We start from the raw sequence: 14,434 nt of genomic DNA, 5'->3' as shown, positions 1-14,434 counted from the left end.
TTCGAGCCACCTCTAATACTAATCCATCAACTTACCTTTCATCTTTGACAGAAAAACAACAATTACACTAATCTTTACGGTGAAGATAAGGGAGAGCAGCAATGAAACCATTCATAGAAAACGTAATGGATACACCGAGCAATGATTGGATTATTCGCGAATATCATTGCCGGGTGAAAAAGGAAGAGTTTGCTTGTTCTTGGCACTATCACACCGAGTATGAGCTGGTCCTTTACCAAGATCCTGAATGTGTGTTTAGTGGCAACTACTTTGCCGGAGATGCAGTAGGCTCGGTCGACCATAATACTCTACTGCTTTATGGGCCGGGGCTACCACACATGATCACTGGCCAAATCAACGGCTCAGAAGAGAAGCCTCACCACTCTGTGATTGTCTGGCTCAAGCACCACTGGATAGAAAAACTGCAGGCTACCATCCCTGAGGCTCGCAATATAAAGCGTCTACTGGAAAACTCAGCCTATGGCATCAAATTTAGCCCTGCCATATCGCAACAGGTCGCTGAACGACTCAATGGTATTGAGCAAATCGAGCGACAATTTCAAGCCATTCGTGTTATTGAAGTACTACTGCTGATCGCTAATGATGAGGAGTCATTGCGTTTATCGGCCTCTCCATACCGTATCAGCCAAGTATCAGGCAACCGAGAAGCACAGCAGAAAGTCCAATTGGCGACTCGTTACATCGAAAACAACTACGCCGATACAATTCGAATTTCTGACCTCGGCCGACATTTACACATGAGTGAAAGCTCTGCCTATCGTTTATTCGAAAAGCACTACGGCGTGAGCTTTTCCGATCACTTAAAGCAATTTCGCATCGGTAAAGCCTGCGAATTGCTCGCCAGCACCTCGCAACCTATCGCACTCATTGCTGAGAAAACCGGTTTTCAGAACCTGTCTAATTTCAACAGGCAGTTCAAGACCGTTAAAGAGATGACCCCGACCCAGTTTCGCAGCCGATTTCAGTAAATCAAACTAGTTTGTGGAAAATATAAAAACGCCTCAGGCTTTAAGGCTGCGATTCTAACTTAGCGAGCTTTCGCCCTGTTTTCAGAAGAGAGCTTGATAAGGTCTAAAGCTTGCTCTAGGTACGGGCTGCCTTAAGGATGGCCCAACCATTAGCAATCAAAGAAAAACTCAATAGCCCCCACTAATTGACATTACACTCAACAGAAGCTAATCCTTAATAAGCAACAGACTTCCTATAATAAACTGCATCAATGTCAGGAGAGCGCTATGGACAGCAATATTCAATTTTACGAACCCGAAGACGCCTACGGATTTCTATCTAACTTTTTCCATTCTCCAATTAACATCGACGGGCAAATTTGGCCGACAAGCGAGCATTACTATCAAGCACAGAAGTTCGTTGACCCAGAGATCTATCGACAGATTCAGCAAAGTAACACGCCAGCCCGCGCCTTTGAGCTAAGTCGCGAGCATAAACAAAAGGAAAGAAATGATTGGCTCGATATACGACTCGATGTGATGCGTTTTATCGTCGCTGAAAAGTTTAGCCAAAACCCTTTGCTAGCATTCAAGTTAACTGAAACCGGCGAAGCAACCCTCACCGAACATTCACATAAAGACGCATTTTGGGGTGATGGTGAAGATGGCCTGGGCAATAACCACCTCGGTAAAATTTTGATGGCGGTACGTCAAAAGTTACAAAACACTAGCCCTTACAACCTTATTCAATTTGTCGATAAAGCCAAGTTACCCACCAAATGGGGCACTTTTGAGATGCATGGCTTTATTGAACGAGAGACAGGTAAAGAGCATCTCGCTTTAGTCTATGGCGATATTTCCTCTGTTGACGCACCATTGATTCGTCTACATTCCGAATGCTTAACAGGCGATGCACTCTTTAGTACTCGCTGTGACTGCGGATTCCAACTCGATCGAGCTCTGCAAAACATCACCGATGAAGGTGCAGGCGTTTTACTCTACTTACGTCAGGAAGGTCGTGGAATTGGACTGCTCAACAAAATCCGAGCTTATCATCTACAAGATAACGGAGCCGATACCGTCGAGGCCAATGAGCAACTAGGCTTTGCTGCCGATATGCGCGACTACCGGTTTTGTCGAGGGATGCTCAGCTATCTAGGCATCGATACTGTACGTTTGATGACGAATAACCCGCGCAAGGTGAAAGCATTAGAGCAGGCGGAGATTGTTATCAAAGAACGAGTGCCATTACAGGAAGGCCTCAATACTAATAACCAATTCTACCTTGAAACCAAAGCCGCTAAGCTAGGCCATCTTTTTGATCGCCAGTTTATTAAGCAATAACGTCTTTTAAATCAATGAGAACCTAACGATTGAGGCTCTCATTGCTGCCTAGAACCAGACAGAAGTTCACTCTCATCACTGCCAACTATTGACCTATCCCCAAAAAATAAGGTTCATCGCGTCTTTATGGGGAAAACCGCTATCAAGTAGCGGTTTTTTTCGTTCTAATCTCAGCGTTATTTAGCTTTGTAAAGGTTATCAAAGTTTGGAATATGCTGTTCCCAAATCGGCGGCGTTCCAATATAAGCCTGCACTGCGGCGACAAATTCGCGCACCAATGCCGTTTGTTTTCTATGAGGGTATAAAGCGTATAGAGCCAACTCATGGTTACACAATAAATGATCTGTCAGTAACGGCTTCAGTTGCATGGCTTCAATATTAGTATTGATGTTTGATGTCGACAGCCACGCATACCCTAGGCCATCAGAAACAGCCTCTAATAAAACATCGGTATCATTAACGCGGCAATTACCCGTCATTTTGTAGTTGGTTGCAACATTGGAGTGTGGCGTTTCACCCAACCTCATAGTATCTACCGTGATTGAACGGTTGCTGTATATCACAGCGGGTAACTTAGCGAGTTCTTCCGGTGTTTTAGGCTCACCGAAGTTCTCTAGAAAGCGATATGAAGCGAGCAAGACAGGCCGAATATCGGCAATTTTTTTCGCAATCAAACTCGAATCATCTAAACGACCCAGACGGAATGCAACATCGAAATGATCAGAGATAATGTCAGAGCGTTTATCATCAAGTAGCAGTTCGATTTCAACGTCTGGGTACGTTGCCATAAACTGAGTGATTACAGGCCGAAGGTGGTTGCGTCCAATATGGTAAGGCGCGGTAATTCGAATCCGTCCCTTTGGCTGAGCATGATAAGAATCCGCAATGGATTGAACATGATTGAGCGTACCAACAATATTATGCGCTTGCTCTAAGATCTCCTCCCCGGCAGGAGTTAAAGAAAATGATCGTGTAGAACGATTGAGCAGCTGCACACCTAACTCCGACTCCAACTTTTTGATCTGCTTGGAGAGTGAGGAGTTGTCCATATCATGTAATGCAGCCGCTTTAGTGAATGATCCTTGCTGCACCACATCGATAAACAGAGAAAGTTGGTTCACTAATGCCATCGATAAGACCTATTTTTGCGCTCGTTGCCATTGCACCAGCCACTTATCAAGGTGGTTAGCAAATTGCTGACGATCAGCTTGGTTGAGTGGTGCTGGGCCGCCAGTTTGAATACCGCTGCTGCGCATGGTTTCCATAAAGTCACGAATATTCAAACGTGATTTTATGTTCTCTTTAGTAAACATCTCGCCACGAGAGCTCAGCGCATAACCACCTTTAGTAATAATCTCATCTGCTAATGGAATATCACTGGTGATCACTAAATCACCTGTCTCGCAACGTTTAACAATCTCGTTATCTGCCACATCAAAGCCTGCTTGGACTTGCAACATGGTCACTTTTGGCGATGCTGGTGTGCGAATGAATTGATTAGCAACTAAGGTAACTTCCACACCTGTGCGCTCTGAAGCACGAAACAGTATGTCTCGCACAACTACTGGACATGCATCCGCATCGACCCAAATCTTCATCAAATTGGTTTTCCTATTGATATTTAAATAGTGTGAACGTAATTAGACCGTAATTCTGGGTCAGTTAATAGTGCTATTTGAATTTGACCGCTGTCCCACTGACACTCACCATCATCATGCTGCCACCCTTTCCGATCACTTCATAATCAATATCAATCCCAACAATGCCATCAGCCCCTAGCTCTAGAGCTCTGGATTCCATCTCTTGGAATGCAATTTCTCGTGCGCGGCCCATCTCTCGCTCATAGGCGCCCGAGCGGCCACCAACAATATCTCGAATTGCGCCAAACAGATCCTTGAAAATATTCGCGCCAAGAATGGCCTCTCCCACGACAATGCCTAGGTAGTCTTGCACTGGGCGGCCTTCTACAACGGAAGTGGTCGTTTTAATCATGATGTTCTCCTCCTTACTTGTTTGTTTACTTTATAAAGACAGTCTCGGTTGAATAAAGTCGATAAACGCAGAAATTCGCCTCGCGACGGACGAGGACTTGTAATAGACGGCGTTAACTAACTCTCTATCAGTGTTGAGCAGCTTTTCCTGCTCTAGAATCGATACCAGTCGCCCTGCCTCCAAATCTTGTTTTACCATAAATCCTGATAAACATGCGATGCCATTTGAGCTAAGAGCCAACTGGCGCACCGTTTCTCCGTTACTGGATTGAAGGCTCGGTTCGATCGACCTGAACCCTTTTAGCGGCCACTGGTTGAGTATCTTGGGTGCATTAAAACCAAGGATTTGATGTTGCGATAATTCAGGTACTGACTTAGGTATACCATGTTGAGCAAGGTAACCAGGAGAAGCGACAATATAGAGAGGGCTTTTGCCGAGAGGTTTCGCATGCAATGTAGAGTCTTTTAGCTGACCAATACGAATCGCAACATCGGTTCGTTTTTCTAATAGGTCAACGAATCCTTCATTCGAAGTAAGCTCCAACTCAATATCTGGATAAGCTGATTTAAACTCATGTATTAGCGGCACTAACTGATGAAAAACAAATGGACTCGCGGCGTCTACTCATCGGAACGTGTGCGCATGTTAATCATCTCTATAAACCAATTACTATCATTTATAGCAAAAGTAATTTGATAAAAGCACTATTTTTCACAAATAAAGTTTCTTGAATAATGCACGCCATCACAGCACTGGGTTACGGCGGCACCTTTACTGCCTTTACGTTCTTAGCTCCGATTCTTGAAGAGATCTCTGGTTTCAACTCTAGCGCTATCGGCTTGATCATGTTGGTCTAGCCCTAGTATTGCTCGTGTTCAACTTTACCGCTTACAACCCTATCGCCGCGGTTCTGACCATTCTGGTTTGGGGTGCATTCGCATTTGGTAATGTGCCAAGCTTACAAGTATACGTGGTGAACCTTGCTGAGAAATACGCACCAGATGCAGTGGACGTGGCTTCTGGCCTAAACATCGCGGCATTCAATGTAGGTATTGCGTTGGGTTCTTGGGGTGGCGGTTTGATCGTCGAAGACTCAGGGCTGATGAATACGCCTTGGGTTGGTGCGGCTATCGTATTGGGTGCGCTTCTGTTGACTCGCTTAAGTGGCGCATTGGATAAACGCACACCGACGCTGCAACAAGCTTAAGAAATCAGCCCCTAAGTAATGGTTACTTAGGAGCTGATCATTATTTTACTCGCATGAGTCGATGTTTTACGTTCTCTAGCTCAAACTCCTTCACTTGCGAACGTGGCATTTTATCGATCTGTTCGATCATCGCATTCGTGTAGCCTTTGCGCTTCATCCATTGCATCGGTTCAGAGAAACTGTCTTCATTCACGACGTAAGACTCTCCTTTATGTTCCCCGGCATAGACGCTCACTACCCAAATACGTGACTGAAAGTCGAGTACGTCCATCAGACCTGCTTTAATTCGATTCAGTAAACTCACTATCAACTCATTAATAACCAAACACCAACTCCCATCATTAATGTACCGGCAATACGATTCATTAAACGGACGTTTTGCGATTGACCAAGCAGTCGCTTCAATCCTTTTCCGCCCGTGGCGTAAAGAGTCATACAGATAAACTCAAACAGTAGGATAATCGAGACAAGCACGACCAACTGCGGGGTAAGATCGGCACTTTGGTCGATAAACGGTGGTAATAGTGAGATCATAAATGCCCAGCCTTTAGGGTTTGCAATCGCTGTAACAAAGCCCTGAACCACTAAATCCCAATCACTTTGCGGGGCTGACGTAGTTTGATCTAGGTTAATCGCAAGCTTTCCTTTCGAGCGCCACATTTGTACCCCAAGGTAAAACAGGTAACTGCCACCAATAAGCTTTAAGACAACAAACAACCAAGGGTAGTTTAACATCACGGCAGCGATACCCAATACTGCAGCAACAGCGACTAGACCGACTCCGACTAGTTCGCCTGCCATCATCCATAGCGCTCGGCGATAACCGATACTCATACCCAGAGTAAGCGCTAATGTCATGCACATACCAGGTGTTATCGAGACAAAAAAGAAGGTTGGAATAAACATTCCCAGCAAAGCGGTATTCATAACTTCTGATCGTTTTAATTATGTTAATAATGCCGTCTAACATAGAGCAACCCACAGCGAAAACCAATACACATTATAAGCTATTTGAGAATTTAGGAAGGTAAAGAAAAAACACATTAAGATAGGTGCATAACACCTGACTGTATATGCACTTATTACTAACCCCTATTTATATATGCACTTAATTTCTCAGGTAATGAGAAAGACCGCATTTTTAATAATTAGAAATAATCATGTTACAGATTATTGATAGAGGTTAATTTATAAGAGCCATTTTAGTTAAAAGCACGTTAAACAGGTCGATTTTCTAGTGACCACCATCACATCTATAAATCTGAGCGATTATTTCTCTTTTTTATTTACAAAATCGCCTGCTAACCTCCTGCTCGCCTTGAAGTGAACTCAAGGTGCATAACTATAAGGAGTGTTCACTATGAATACCAAGAAACCGATGTCGCTAACTAGCCGTGTAATTTTCGGTATGGTAGCGGGTATCTTGACAGGCTTTGCGATTCGCAGCCTATTTGCTGACAACGGATTTGTCGATGCATACATCGTTAATGGACTATTTGAAGTCGGCGGCCAGATATTCGTCGCTAGCTTGAAAATGCTTGTTGTCCCACTTGTGTTTGTTTCACTTGTTTGCGGTACAAGCTCACTAAAAGATCTTTCCACACTGGGCCGTATGGGTGGTAAAACACTCGCGTTTTATATAGCGACTACCGCTGTTGCTATTACTCTAGCCCTAACTATGGGTAACCTGTTCCAGCCGGGTGCAGGTGCAGACTTAACTGCAGCGAGCTCATTCAAATCGGCTGAAGCACCATCACTGGGTCAAGTGATCATTGATATGTTCCCTACCAACCCAATCAGTGCAATGGCGGAAGGGAAAACACTACAGGTTATCGTATTTGCCGTTCTATTTGGTATCGCGATCAGCGCCGCTGGTAAACCGGGCGAGCGTATTGCTTCATTGTTCTCTGACTTGAACGAAGTGATCATGAAGCTGGTTGCGATTTTGATGAACCTTGCGCCTTACGGTGTGTTCTTCCTAATGGCGAAGCTGTTTACGGGCCTTGGCTTAAGCGCTATCTCCAGCCTAGCTGAATACTTCCTAGTGCTAGCAGGTACGCTACTATTGCACGGCCTAGTGACTTACAGTGTGATGCTTAAAGGCTTCACTGGACTAAGCCCTATTACCTTTTTGAAGAAGATGGAAGACGCGATCATGTTTGCTTTCTCTACGGCTTCTTCAAACGCGACAATTCCAGTTACGATGGAAACAGCGAAGAACCGTATGGGCGTAGAAAACCGCGTATCTTCATTCACTGTGCCACTAGGCGCAACAGTGAACATGGATGGTACGGCAATCATGCAAGGTGTTGCGACCGCTTTCATCGCTCAGGCATTTAATATCGACCTTACGATGGGTGACTATTTGATGGTTATCATGACGGCGACGCTAGCTTCAATTGGTACAGCAGGTGTTCCTGGTGTTGGTCTAGTTATGCTAGCAATGGTATTGAACCAAGTAGGTCTACCTTTAGAAGGTATCGCACTTATCATGGGTGTTGACCGTCTACTTGATATGATTCGTACTGCGGTAAACATTACTGGTGACAGTGCGGTGACCATCATCGTTGCTAAATCAGAGGGTGCACTGGATGAAAATCGCTTTAACGACCCAATGGCGGGTGTTAAAGAAGAAGAAGTCCACTTAAAGCGCTCTGAAGCTTAAATATTTATAAGCTAGATTACTAAAAGCCCTCACTGGAAACAGTGGGGGCTTTTTCATATTGCGCATCAGATAGTTATAAACTTCCCTTCAAATTATTCAATTAAACACACGCAAGAGACACTGCTACAGACCATAATTGATAGTAGTATCAACTAAACTAACGAAGGAAGAGTGCAATGAAATTCAGTCATTGGTTTATTCGATCCATCGCATTAGTCCTAGGGACAATATGGTCACTTGGTGCTAGCGCATCGCCACCTTTTGATGCACCTCCAAGTTTAACCGTTGCGTACCAAGCGCAGTTAGATCATGGGCCATCATTTTTGCAAATTGAAGGGGTCGTTGGGCATGGTCTGCGAAGTGAGCACAAATAACTGCTCCAACATAGCTAGCGTCTTTTTCTAATGTTTGACTTTGCAGCCTAATGGGGAACCGTTAGGCTGCTCTTTGTATCATGAACCTTGACAAAATATTTCATGACTACGCTGAAGCGCGTATGAAAATCCCCAAGCCTGCACTTGAGGATTTCTTCATTTGTGTTTTTTGTGGTTTGGAGGAGAAATTACTTAGCGAGCTTTTCTAGCACTCGCATCAGCATCTTGATGCGAGGTTCAATCGACTCAAGTAATAAGTACTCTTGATCACTGTGGAAACCAGCACCTATTGGCCCTAGACCATCAAGCGTTGGTACCCCTAAGATAGCGGTATTGTTCGCATCAGAACCACCACCCACTTCTTTCCAGTTAATGTCGATCGATAGCTCATCTGCTGCTCGCTCGACTGACGCCATTAACGCTTCAGTCTGCTCGGTTGGCACCATAGAAGGCTTGTACGCTTCACGCTCTAGTTGGATTGAGACGCCATCAACAAATGGGCATTGAGTGAGGCTATTCAGCTGAGTATCAACATCATCATACTCAGCGTTACTCCAGAAACGCACATCGACGATCGCTTCAGCATGTTCAGGGACAATGTTCGCCCCTGCCCCTCCAGACACAATACCCACGTTTAAAGTCGTGCCAGATTCGAAGTTAGTCATCGCGTTAATCGCAATAATCCAGTTGGCCATTTCAGTGATCGCACTGCGGCCATTCTCTGGTTCATTGCCTGCGTGAGCCGCCACACCGCTGAAGGTAAGCTTGTAGCGCGCCATACCTTTACGCGCTTTGACCAAGCCGCCATCTGCACGCGCAGCTTCTGCAACCAAAACGTTTTTCGCTTGTTTCGCCGTTGCTTGAATCCAATCTACCGAATCAAGCGAACCTGTTTCTTCATCTGGATTCATACAAATACAGATAGACAATTTATCCAGTACCGCTTGATCAAGGTTACGCATCGCGTAGACCACATTAAGCAGGCCTGATTTCATGTCAGACACGCCCGGACCGTACGCTTTTTCAGCGTCAGTAGTCATAGGGCGCAATTTCGCTGTACCAACAGGGAAAACGGTATCCATATGACCAATCAGCATCACATCAATTTGCTCTACTTCAGGCTTGTTACGAATCTCTAAGCCTACGCCTGCTTTGCCACAATCAATACGCTTTACCTGCCAGCCTGCTAACTCAGCAAATTTGGCTTCAAACTGATCAGCGATAAAGTTAATGCCATTGATCGTATAAGTACCGCAATCAACATCAATCAATGGACGCAGCTCTGTTAAATAGTCATTCAATGAAAAGTTCATAGCGTCACCTTAAACGAATAGGTTCATGACAAGCATTGCGCCGAATGCGTTAAGTACTGAAATTGCAATCATCACTGGGATATAGCGACCTTCGGTACCGATTGGACCCATGATACGCCCCATGTACTGAACTTGAGAGCCCATTAGGTAGATAGCAGGAGCCAAAATAGCAATGTGAGCACCATTAAGAATGCCTTGGTCAAACAGGGTAATAACAACACCAACCGCGCCGCCCATCGACATCCATGCGCCAATCAATACCGCTGCCGCTTCACCCGGCAAGCCAAATAGCGCCATGATAGGTGAGAAAATTGTCCCCATCGCATCCAATGCGCCAGTAATTTGCAGCGCTTTGATGATCACAAATGCCATCAGTACGTTAGGAACGGTAGAGGTCGTTGCAATCACCCAGCCTTTTTTAGCACCTTCAACGAAAATGTCCGTTACCATAGGTTTTCTTGCTTTAACTTCGCTCATTATGCCGTCTCCTCTTTTAGGTTCTTAGTCTCTTTGTCTTCTTTATCCGCGTTACCTTCAGTTAGGTTTAGGTAGATACGAAATAGGTTTGCACCAACAAACTTAAACACAAACATAATCGCTACCGCTAAGCCTATTGACGACGTTACCGCTAGAGAACCGTCGGCTAAAGTCAGAGTAAATAGCACTGCACCCGATGAGAAGAAGTTAACGATGGTAGCACCGGCCGTGAACTGGAACATTGTGAACACATCGGTTTCACGTTTTGTTAATCGCCCTTCGTCTTTTAACTGACGAGTCATTGCCGCACCAGCATCGGTACTTTGCAATGAAGCGATAAGTGCAAGACCTGAACTGCCAGGAATGCCCATTAGTGGACGAAGTAGAGGAGTTAATAGCTTACGCGCAGCATCTAACGCACCGTAATGCTCAAGTACGTTGATCACACCCAATGCAAACATGACCGTTGGGATTAGAGTAAACGCAAAGATAAAACCATCACGAGCACCGTTACCACCTTGACCACGCAGCGAGGTTGTGGCTGCTTCTACACCTTCAGCTGTAAGTTTTACATCGTGTGCGACTTTACCAAATGAGCCATTTAGTGTTGTAAAGTCGAGCACACCATACCAGTCATTTGACTTCATTAAGCCTGAGAAGAATACCACCGCAAACGCTAGGGCAACGTAGCACCCCCACGTAACTTTGCGCTCTTTTTGAGTTGGATCGGACATAATTCACCTATGTTTTCTTATGTGGAACAGAACACATAGGATCTTGATTCAAAGTCATTACTACAGTAATGATCGGAATCAAATAGCGATACAAACTATTAATTACTTTTAATCTACTATCATATTTTGTGATAAGGACCGTAAGTGGAACATAAGACCAACCACAATAATCAACATTGCATATCAAAAAGATTCATACTTTAGTCATAATCAGTTAATCAATCGGTGACAATTCGAACAGATTGAACCTACTTCACATACCGCTCATCAATTCCTCTTTAAAATGGATTCATCATAAAAACAATGACTTTCCAAGAACTTTCAAGGAGTGAAAGTATGAAAATGCCGTGGTTCATTTTTGTTGTTGCCCTTTTTCTACTGCCCATATCTAGCTTTGCCGCTACTGACTCAAACCCAACCCTCCCATTAACAGAATCAACCATTGGCTATGCCGCACTGATCATCTTCGCCATTGCCTATGCTCTTGTCATGCTTGAAGAGTATTTGCAGCTACGTAAGTCAAAGCCCGTGTTGCTTGCAGCCGGTGTGATTTGGGCGATGATTGGTTATGTTTACTCTCAGTATGACCAAATTGAAGTCGCGAAAGCCGCACTTGAGCACAACTTACTCGAATACGCCGAGTTGCTGTTATTCCTCTTAGTTGCGATGACCTATATCAGCGCAATGGAGGAAAGACGCCTTTTTGATGCTCTGCAAGCGTGGATGGTCGGCAAAGGATTTAACTTCAAAACCCTATTCTGGTTAACCGGCATTTTGGCCTTCTTTATTTCACCAATCGCCGATAACCTCACCACTGCACTATTGATGTGCGCTGTGGTCATGAAGGTCGGGGGAGATAACCCCCGCTTTATCAACCTTGCCTGTATCAATATTGTGGTGGCCGCGAACGCAGGTGGCGCCTTTAGTCCATTTGGTGACATCACGACCTTGATGGTTTGGCAAGCTGGACACGTCTCATTTGCTGAGTTTATGCCACTGTTTGTTCCTTCTGTGGTCAATTACGTACTCCCCGCGTTAATCATGTCGTTTTTTGTTCCAAACACCAGTCCAAATGTTGTCCACCAGCATGTCGAGCTTAAGCGCGGCGCAAGACGTATCGTCGCTCTGTTTATCCTTACCATCGCAACGGCGGTTGCTTTCCATGCTGTGCTCCATTTCCCGCCAGTGATTGGTATGATGATGGGTCTGGCGTATTTGCAGTTCTTTGGTTTTTTCCTGCGCAGAACCCTCAAAGCCTCACTACATAAAAAAGCGGCGATTGCGATCGAGAATCGAGACGATCATGCCTTAAAACGCCTAGGCTCGGTTGTGCCGTTTGATGTATTTAGACGAGTCTCTCATGCGGAGTGGGATACGCTGTTATTCTTCTATGGCGTGGTAATGTGTGTCGGTGGCCTAAGTTTACTTGGCTATCTAGGCCTTATCTCAGAGGTGATGTATACCCAGTGGGATCCGATTTGGGCTAACGTGATGGTCGGAATCCTCTCCGCGATTGTCGATAACATCCCTGTGATGTTCGCAGTATTAACCATGGAACCGGCAATGGACATGGGTAACTGGTTGCTAGTAACACTGACCGCAGGTGTGGGTGGTAGCTTACTCTCGATTGGTTCAGCCGCCGGCGTGGCGCTGATGGGGGCTGCACATGGCAAATACACCTTCTTCGGTCACCTGAAGTGGATGCCTGTGATCGCTGTTGGTTATGTAGCGAGTATTGCAGTCCACCTAATGATGAACTCCGCTCTCTTTAGCTAGAATATTGAATGCCCTAAAAACAAAAAGAGCTGCGTAACTGGCAGCTCTTTTTGTATATGACCTATCGAGTTAGTCGAGGCGCTTAACCCAAGTGCTAGACAATTGATATTTAGCGCAAACACTACAGGTTAAAAGCTCATTATCGCCGTGGATACGCATTACGATATCATCACGCTTCTCTTTAGAGCTGTTGCGCATCTGGATAATCAAATTATCACCATCGACTTCAAAAGGCTTGGTATAGGTTTCACCCATTTCTTTGGTAACTGTAATTTCTGCATCACTAAACTTGAGCAAGTCACCGTTGTGCTGATTTTCATAAACACCAATAAATGAGTAGGTTTCTTTATTGATCATTCTCTCAGCGGCTTCTTCTGAGCAACCAAGCAAAGCCGTGAACAAGAGACCAATAACGCCAAGTCTTGTATTCCATCGTCTCATTGTCATTTATTGCCTCGTTTCTCCAACTCTAACAGCTGAGCTTTCCGCTCAATCCCACCCGCATAGCCTGTAAGCTTACCATTTTTACCAATCACGCGATGACAAGGAACTATGACTGATATCGGATTTTTGCCATTTGCTAACCCCACAGCCCTTACGGCTTTAGGATTACCAATCGCATTAGCTAAATCTTGATAGCTCCAGGTCTGTCCACAAGGAATAGTGGTTAATGCCTGCCAAACCTTTTTTTGGAACTCCGTTCCGTTTGTAACCAAAGGGATATTAAATACTTTGCGCTGACCAGAAAAATATTCGTCCAGTTGAGTAATCACACTATTCAATATCTGGTGATCTGCGACATGCTCACCTAGGTCCTCTGGTTGCGTTGTCTGTGTTTCAAACCAAGCACCAAGCATGCCATCATCATTAGCTTGTAGAGTCATTACACCTAATGGTGACGTATAAGTAGTATAAAATTTATTCATGCGTGGCTCCAACAATGAAATGTTGCATAACTTCCCCAAGGAGAAACCGTTTCGGTGGTTAAATGAGTAAAATTCTGGTAGACCTTTTCACTACAAGGTCTATTCCCTGCCTGCAAGGCCTGTGCTTTATCGAGGAAATATTCGACATTCTCTTCCTTGGGTAAGTTGCCCGGGCAGATAGGTCTACAGAAGATACCCTTTGTTTTTACTGCCACATAAAAGCAGCCATCAAAGCGTCTGTCTCTCGCCATTCGAGCAATATGACAATCTTTTTTCGTCAAAGAGGTAAATCCGTTTTCCATCATATTCCTAATATTCTTCAAACTGTTACCTAAAGTTTAAAGCTTCGCTAGCCAAATACTAGCCACTTTCGGAACTAAAGCGTATTTGCCAATGGATATTCTTCTTCTAGGATTAACAGTGCAGACAATAAATAATAAGGAAGTTGGCTATGAACCTGCACTCTTGCACTGTTGTGCTTAAAGATAATCTCACCATGACATGTGATGATGTTGAACAAACGCTGGGTATAATTGACCAGCACGGTCCCACCAACATTGATCGTATATTGATTGACGCTTCTGATGGTCACTCTATACGTTCCTACCACGAAATGAGTATTGAGGAATCGATCGAAAGTTTAATGAGTCTATAGACC

Annotated in this window: 16 protein-coding genes and 3 pseudogenes; 7 read left to right on the top strand and 12 right to left on the bottom strand. The window is 44.6% G+C overall.

The window, feature by feature from the left end:
* Nucleotides 1–101: 101 nt before the first annotated feature.
* Both ACU01J_RS06090 and ribA read left to right on the top strand, forming a co-directional pair.
* A complete protein-coding gene (locus ACU01J_RS06090) occupies nucleotides 102–989 on the top strand; it encodes an AraC family transcriptional regulator (RefSeq protein ID WP_481084853.1) in 888 nt (295 codons plus the stop codon).
* A gap of 267 nt (nucleotides 990–1,256) precedes the next feature.
* Complete coding sequence (gene ribA / locus ACU01J_RS06085; protein WP_481084852.1) at nucleotides 1,257–2,312, top strand: GTP cyclohydrolase II; 1,056 nt, start codon at nucleotides 1,257–1,259, stop codon at nucleotides 2,310–2,312.
* 176 nt (nucleotides 2,313–2,488) lie between these two features.
* Here the strand turns inward: ribA and ACU01J_RS06080 are convergent, their stop codons facing one another.
* The 4 genes and pseudogenes from ACU01J_RS06080 to ACU01J_RS06065 all read right to left on the bottom strand — a co-directional run.
* A complete protein-coding gene (locus ACU01J_RS06080; RefSeq protein ID WP_481084851.1) occupies nucleotides 2,489–3,442 on the bottom strand; it encodes a LysR family transcriptional regulator in 954 nt (317 codons plus the stop codon).
* A 9-nt stretch (nucleotides 3,443–3,451) separates the two neighbouring features.
* Complete coding sequence (locus ACU01J_RS06075; RefSeq protein ID WP_481084850.1) at nucleotides 3,452–3,910, bottom strand: YaiI/YqxD family protein; 459 nt, start codon at nucleotides 3,908–3,910, stop codon at nucleotides 3,452–3,454.
* 73 nt (nucleotides 3,911–3,983) lie between these two features.
* Nucleotides 3,984–4,304: a heavy metal-binding domain-containing protein gene (locus ACU01J_RS06070; RefSeq protein WP_481084849.1), complete on the bottom strand. Its 321-nt coding sequence runs from the start codon at nucleotides 4,302–4,304 to the stop codon at nucleotides 3,984–3,986.
* A 30-nt stretch (nucleotides 4,305–4,334) separates the two neighbouring features.
* Nucleotides 4,335–4,928: pseudogene (locus ACU01J_RS06065) on the bottom strand (LysR substrate-binding domain-containing protein); the annotation flags it as partial.
* Nucleotides 4,929–5,035: 107 nt separating this feature from the next.
* Between ACU01J_RS06065 and ACU01J_RS06060 the strand changes: the two are divergent.
* Nucleotides 5,036–5,511 (top strand): annotated as a pseudogene (locus tag ACU01J_RS06060) (MFS transporter); the annotation flags it as partial.
* A 40-nt stretch (nucleotides 5,512–5,551) separates the two neighbouring features.
* Here ACU01J_RS06060 and ACU01J_RS06055 read toward each other — a convergent pair.
* Together ACU01J_RS06055 and ACU01J_RS06050 are read right to left on the bottom strand one after the other, a co-directional pair.
* On the bottom strand, nucleotides 5,552–5,818 hold the full coding sequence (locus tag ACU01J_RS06055) for a hypothetical protein (RefSeq protein WP_481084924.1): 267 nt from the start codon (nucleotides 5,816–5,818) through the stop codon (nucleotides 5,552–5,554).
* Nucleotides 5,818–6,438, bottom strand: coding sequence for a LysE family translocator (locus ACU01J_RS06050; RefSeq protein WP_481084848.1), 621 nt, complete (start codon nucleotides 6,436–6,438; stop codon nucleotides 5,818–5,820). The genes ACU01J_RS06055 and ACU01J_RS06050 overlap by 1 nt, the downstream gene beginning before the upstream one ends.
* A gap of 433 nt (nucleotides 6,439–6,871) precedes the next feature.
* Between ACU01J_RS06050 and ACU01J_RS06045 the strand changes: the two genes are divergently transcribed.
* Nucleotides 6,872–8,176 (top strand): dicarboxylate/amino acid:cation symporter, encoded by a 1,305-nt coding sequence (locus tag ACU01J_RS06045; protein WP_481084847.1) that lies wholly within the window; start codon nucleotides 6,872–6,874, stop codon nucleotides 8,174–8,176.
* A 176-nt stretch (nucleotides 8,177–8,352) separates the two neighbouring features.
* Nucleotides 8,353–8,550: a hypothetical protein gene (locus tag ACU01J_RS06040; RefSeq protein ID WP_481084846.1), complete on the top strand. Its 198-nt coding sequence runs from the start codon at nucleotides 8,353–8,355 to the stop codon at nucleotides 8,548–8,550.
* A gap of 188 nt (nucleotides 8,551–8,738) precedes the next feature.
* On the opposite strand, the gene ACU01J_RS06035 is transcribed toward ACU01J_RS06040, so the two are convergent.
* The 3 genes from ACU01J_RS06035 to ACU01J_RS06025 are packed head-to-tail and all read right to left on the bottom strand — an operon-like array spanning nucleotide 8,739 to nucleotide 11,074.
* A complete protein-coding gene (locus ACU01J_RS06035; RefSeq protein ID WP_481084845.1) occupies nucleotides 8,739–9,863 on the bottom strand; it encodes a M20 family metallopeptidase in 1,125 nt (374 codons plus the stop codon).
* A 9-nt stretch (nucleotides 9,864–9,872) separates the two neighbouring features.
* Complete coding sequence (locus ACU01J_RS06030) at nucleotides 9,873–10,340, bottom strand: YjiG family protein (protein WP_481084844.1); 468 nt, start codon at nucleotides 10,338–10,340, stop codon at nucleotides 9,873–9,875.
* A complete protein-coding gene (locus tag ACU01J_RS06025; RefSeq protein WP_481084843.1) occupies nucleotides 10,340–11,074 on the bottom strand; it encodes a nucleoside recognition domain-containing protein in 735 nt (244 codons plus the stop codon). Before ACU01J_RS06025 ends, ACU01J_RS06030 begins: the two co-directional genes overlap by 1 nt.
* A gap of 336 nt (nucleotides 11,075–11,410) precedes the next feature.
* Here ACU01J_RS06025 and nhaD point away from each other — a divergent pair, with 336 nt between their 5' ends.
* Complete coding sequence (gene nhaD / locus ACU01J_RS06020; protein ID WP_481084842.1) at nucleotides 11,411–12,850, top strand: sodium:proton antiporter NhaD; 1,440 nt, start codon at nucleotides 11,411–11,413, stop codon at nucleotides 12,848–12,850.
* A 69-nt stretch (nucleotides 12,851–12,919) separates the two neighbouring features.
* On the opposite strand, the gene ACU01J_RS06015 is transcribed toward nhaD, so the two are convergent.
* From ACU01J_RS06015 to ACU01J_RS06005, 3 genes and pseudogenes are all read right to left on the bottom strand, one after another.
* Nucleotides 12,920–13,297, bottom strand: a complete 378-nt coding sequence (locus tag ACU01J_RS06015; RefSeq protein WP_481084841.1) for a hypothetical protein — start codon at nucleotides 13,295–13,297, stop codon at nucleotides 12,920–12,922.
* Complete coding sequence (locus ACU01J_RS06010) at nucleotides 13,294–13,776, bottom strand: methylated-DNA--[protein]-cysteine S-methyltransferase (RefSeq protein WP_481084840.1); 483 nt, start codon at nucleotides 13,774–13,776, stop codon at nucleotides 13,294–13,296. Before ACU01J_RS06010 ends, ACU01J_RS06015 begins: the two co-directional genes overlap by 4 nt.
* Before the next feature lie 92 nt (nucleotides 13,777–13,868).
* A pseudogene (locus tag ACU01J_RS06005) lies at nucleotides 13,869–14,078 on the bottom strand (Ada metal-binding domain-containing protein); the annotation flags it as partial.
* A gap of 149 nt (nucleotides 14,079–14,227) precedes the next feature.
* Between ACU01J_RS06005 and ACU01J_RS06000 the strand changes: the two are divergent.
* Entirely contained in the window at nucleotides 14,228–14,431 is a 204-nt protein-coding gene (locus ACU01J_RS06000) for a hypothetical protein (protein ID WP_053439581.1), read from the top strand.
* Nucleotides 14,432–14,434 lie beyond the last annotated feature (3 nt).

This window comes from Vibrio sp. 2433-A1 (assembly GCF_056726085.1).
Note: the sequence above shows the minus strand (reverse complement) of the source record. Positions and strands in the feature narration are given on the sequence as shown.

What these genes read in the sequence shown, in the direction of transcription:
- ACU01J_RS06045 (WP_481084847.1), top strand. Translation starts at nt 6,872, where the DNA reads ATGAATACCAAGAAACCGATGTCGCTAACTAGCCGTGTAATTTTCGGT.
- ACU01J_RS06040 (WP_481084846.1), top strand. Translation starts at nt 8,353, where the DNA reads ATGAAATTCAGTCATTGGTTTATTCGATCCATCGCATTAGTCCTAGGG.
- ACU01J_RS06030 (WP_481084844.1), bottom strand. Translation starts at nt 10,340, where the DNA reads ATGAGCGAAGTTAAAGCAAGAAAACCTATGGTAACGGACATTTTCGTT.
- ACU01J_RS06015 (WP_481084841.1), bottom strand. Translation starts at nt 13,297, where the DNA reads ATGACAATGAGACGATGGAATACAAGACTTGGCGTTATTGGTCTCTTG.
- ACU01J_RS06025 (WP_481084843.1), bottom strand. Translation starts at nt 11,074, where the DNA reads ATGTCCGATCCAACTCAAAAAGAGCGCAAAGTTACGTGGGGGTGCTAC.
- ACU01J_RS06050 (WP_481084848.1), bottom strand. Translation starts at nt 6,438, where the DNA reads ATGAATACCGCTTTGCTGGGAATGTTTATTCCAACCTTCTTTTTTGTC.
- ACU01J_RS06075 (WP_481084850.1), bottom strand. Translation starts at nt 3,910, where the DNA reads ATGAAGATTTGGGTCGATGCGGATGCATGTCCAGTAGTTGTGCGAGAC.
- ACU01J_RS06010 (WP_481084840.1), bottom strand. Translation starts at nt 13,776, where the DNA reads ATGAATAAATTTTATACTACTTATACGTCACCATTAGGTGTAATGACT.
- ACU01J_RS06000 (WP_053439581.1), top strand. Translation starts at nt 14,228, where the DNA reads ATGAACCTGCACTCTTGCACTGTTGTGCTTAAAGATAATCTCACCATG.
- ACU01J_RS06035 (WP_481084845.1), bottom strand. Translation starts at nt 9,863, where the DNA reads ATGAACTTTTCATTGAATGACTATTTAACAGAGCTGCGTCCATTGATT.
- nhaD (WP_481084842.1), top strand. Translation starts at nt 11,411, where the DNA reads ATGAAAATGCCGTGGTTCATTTTTGTTGTTGCCCTTTTTCTACTGCCC.
- ACU01J_RS06090 (WP_481084853.1), top strand. Translation starts at nt 102, where the DNA reads ATGAAACCATTCATAGAAAACGTAATGGATACACCGAGCAATGATTGG.
- ribA (WP_481084852.1), top strand. Translation starts at nt 1,257, where the DNA reads ATGGACAGCAATATTCAATTTTACGAACCCGAAGACGCCTACGGATTT.
- ACU01J_RS06070 (WP_481084849.1), bottom strand. Translation starts at nt 4,304, where the DNA reads ATGATTAAAACGACCACTTCCGTTGTAGAAGGCCGCCCAGTGCAAGAC.
- ACU01J_RS06080 (WP_481084851.1), bottom strand. Translation starts at nt 3,442, where the DNA reads ATGGCATTAGTGAACCAACTTTCTCTGTTTATCGATGTGGTGCAGCAA.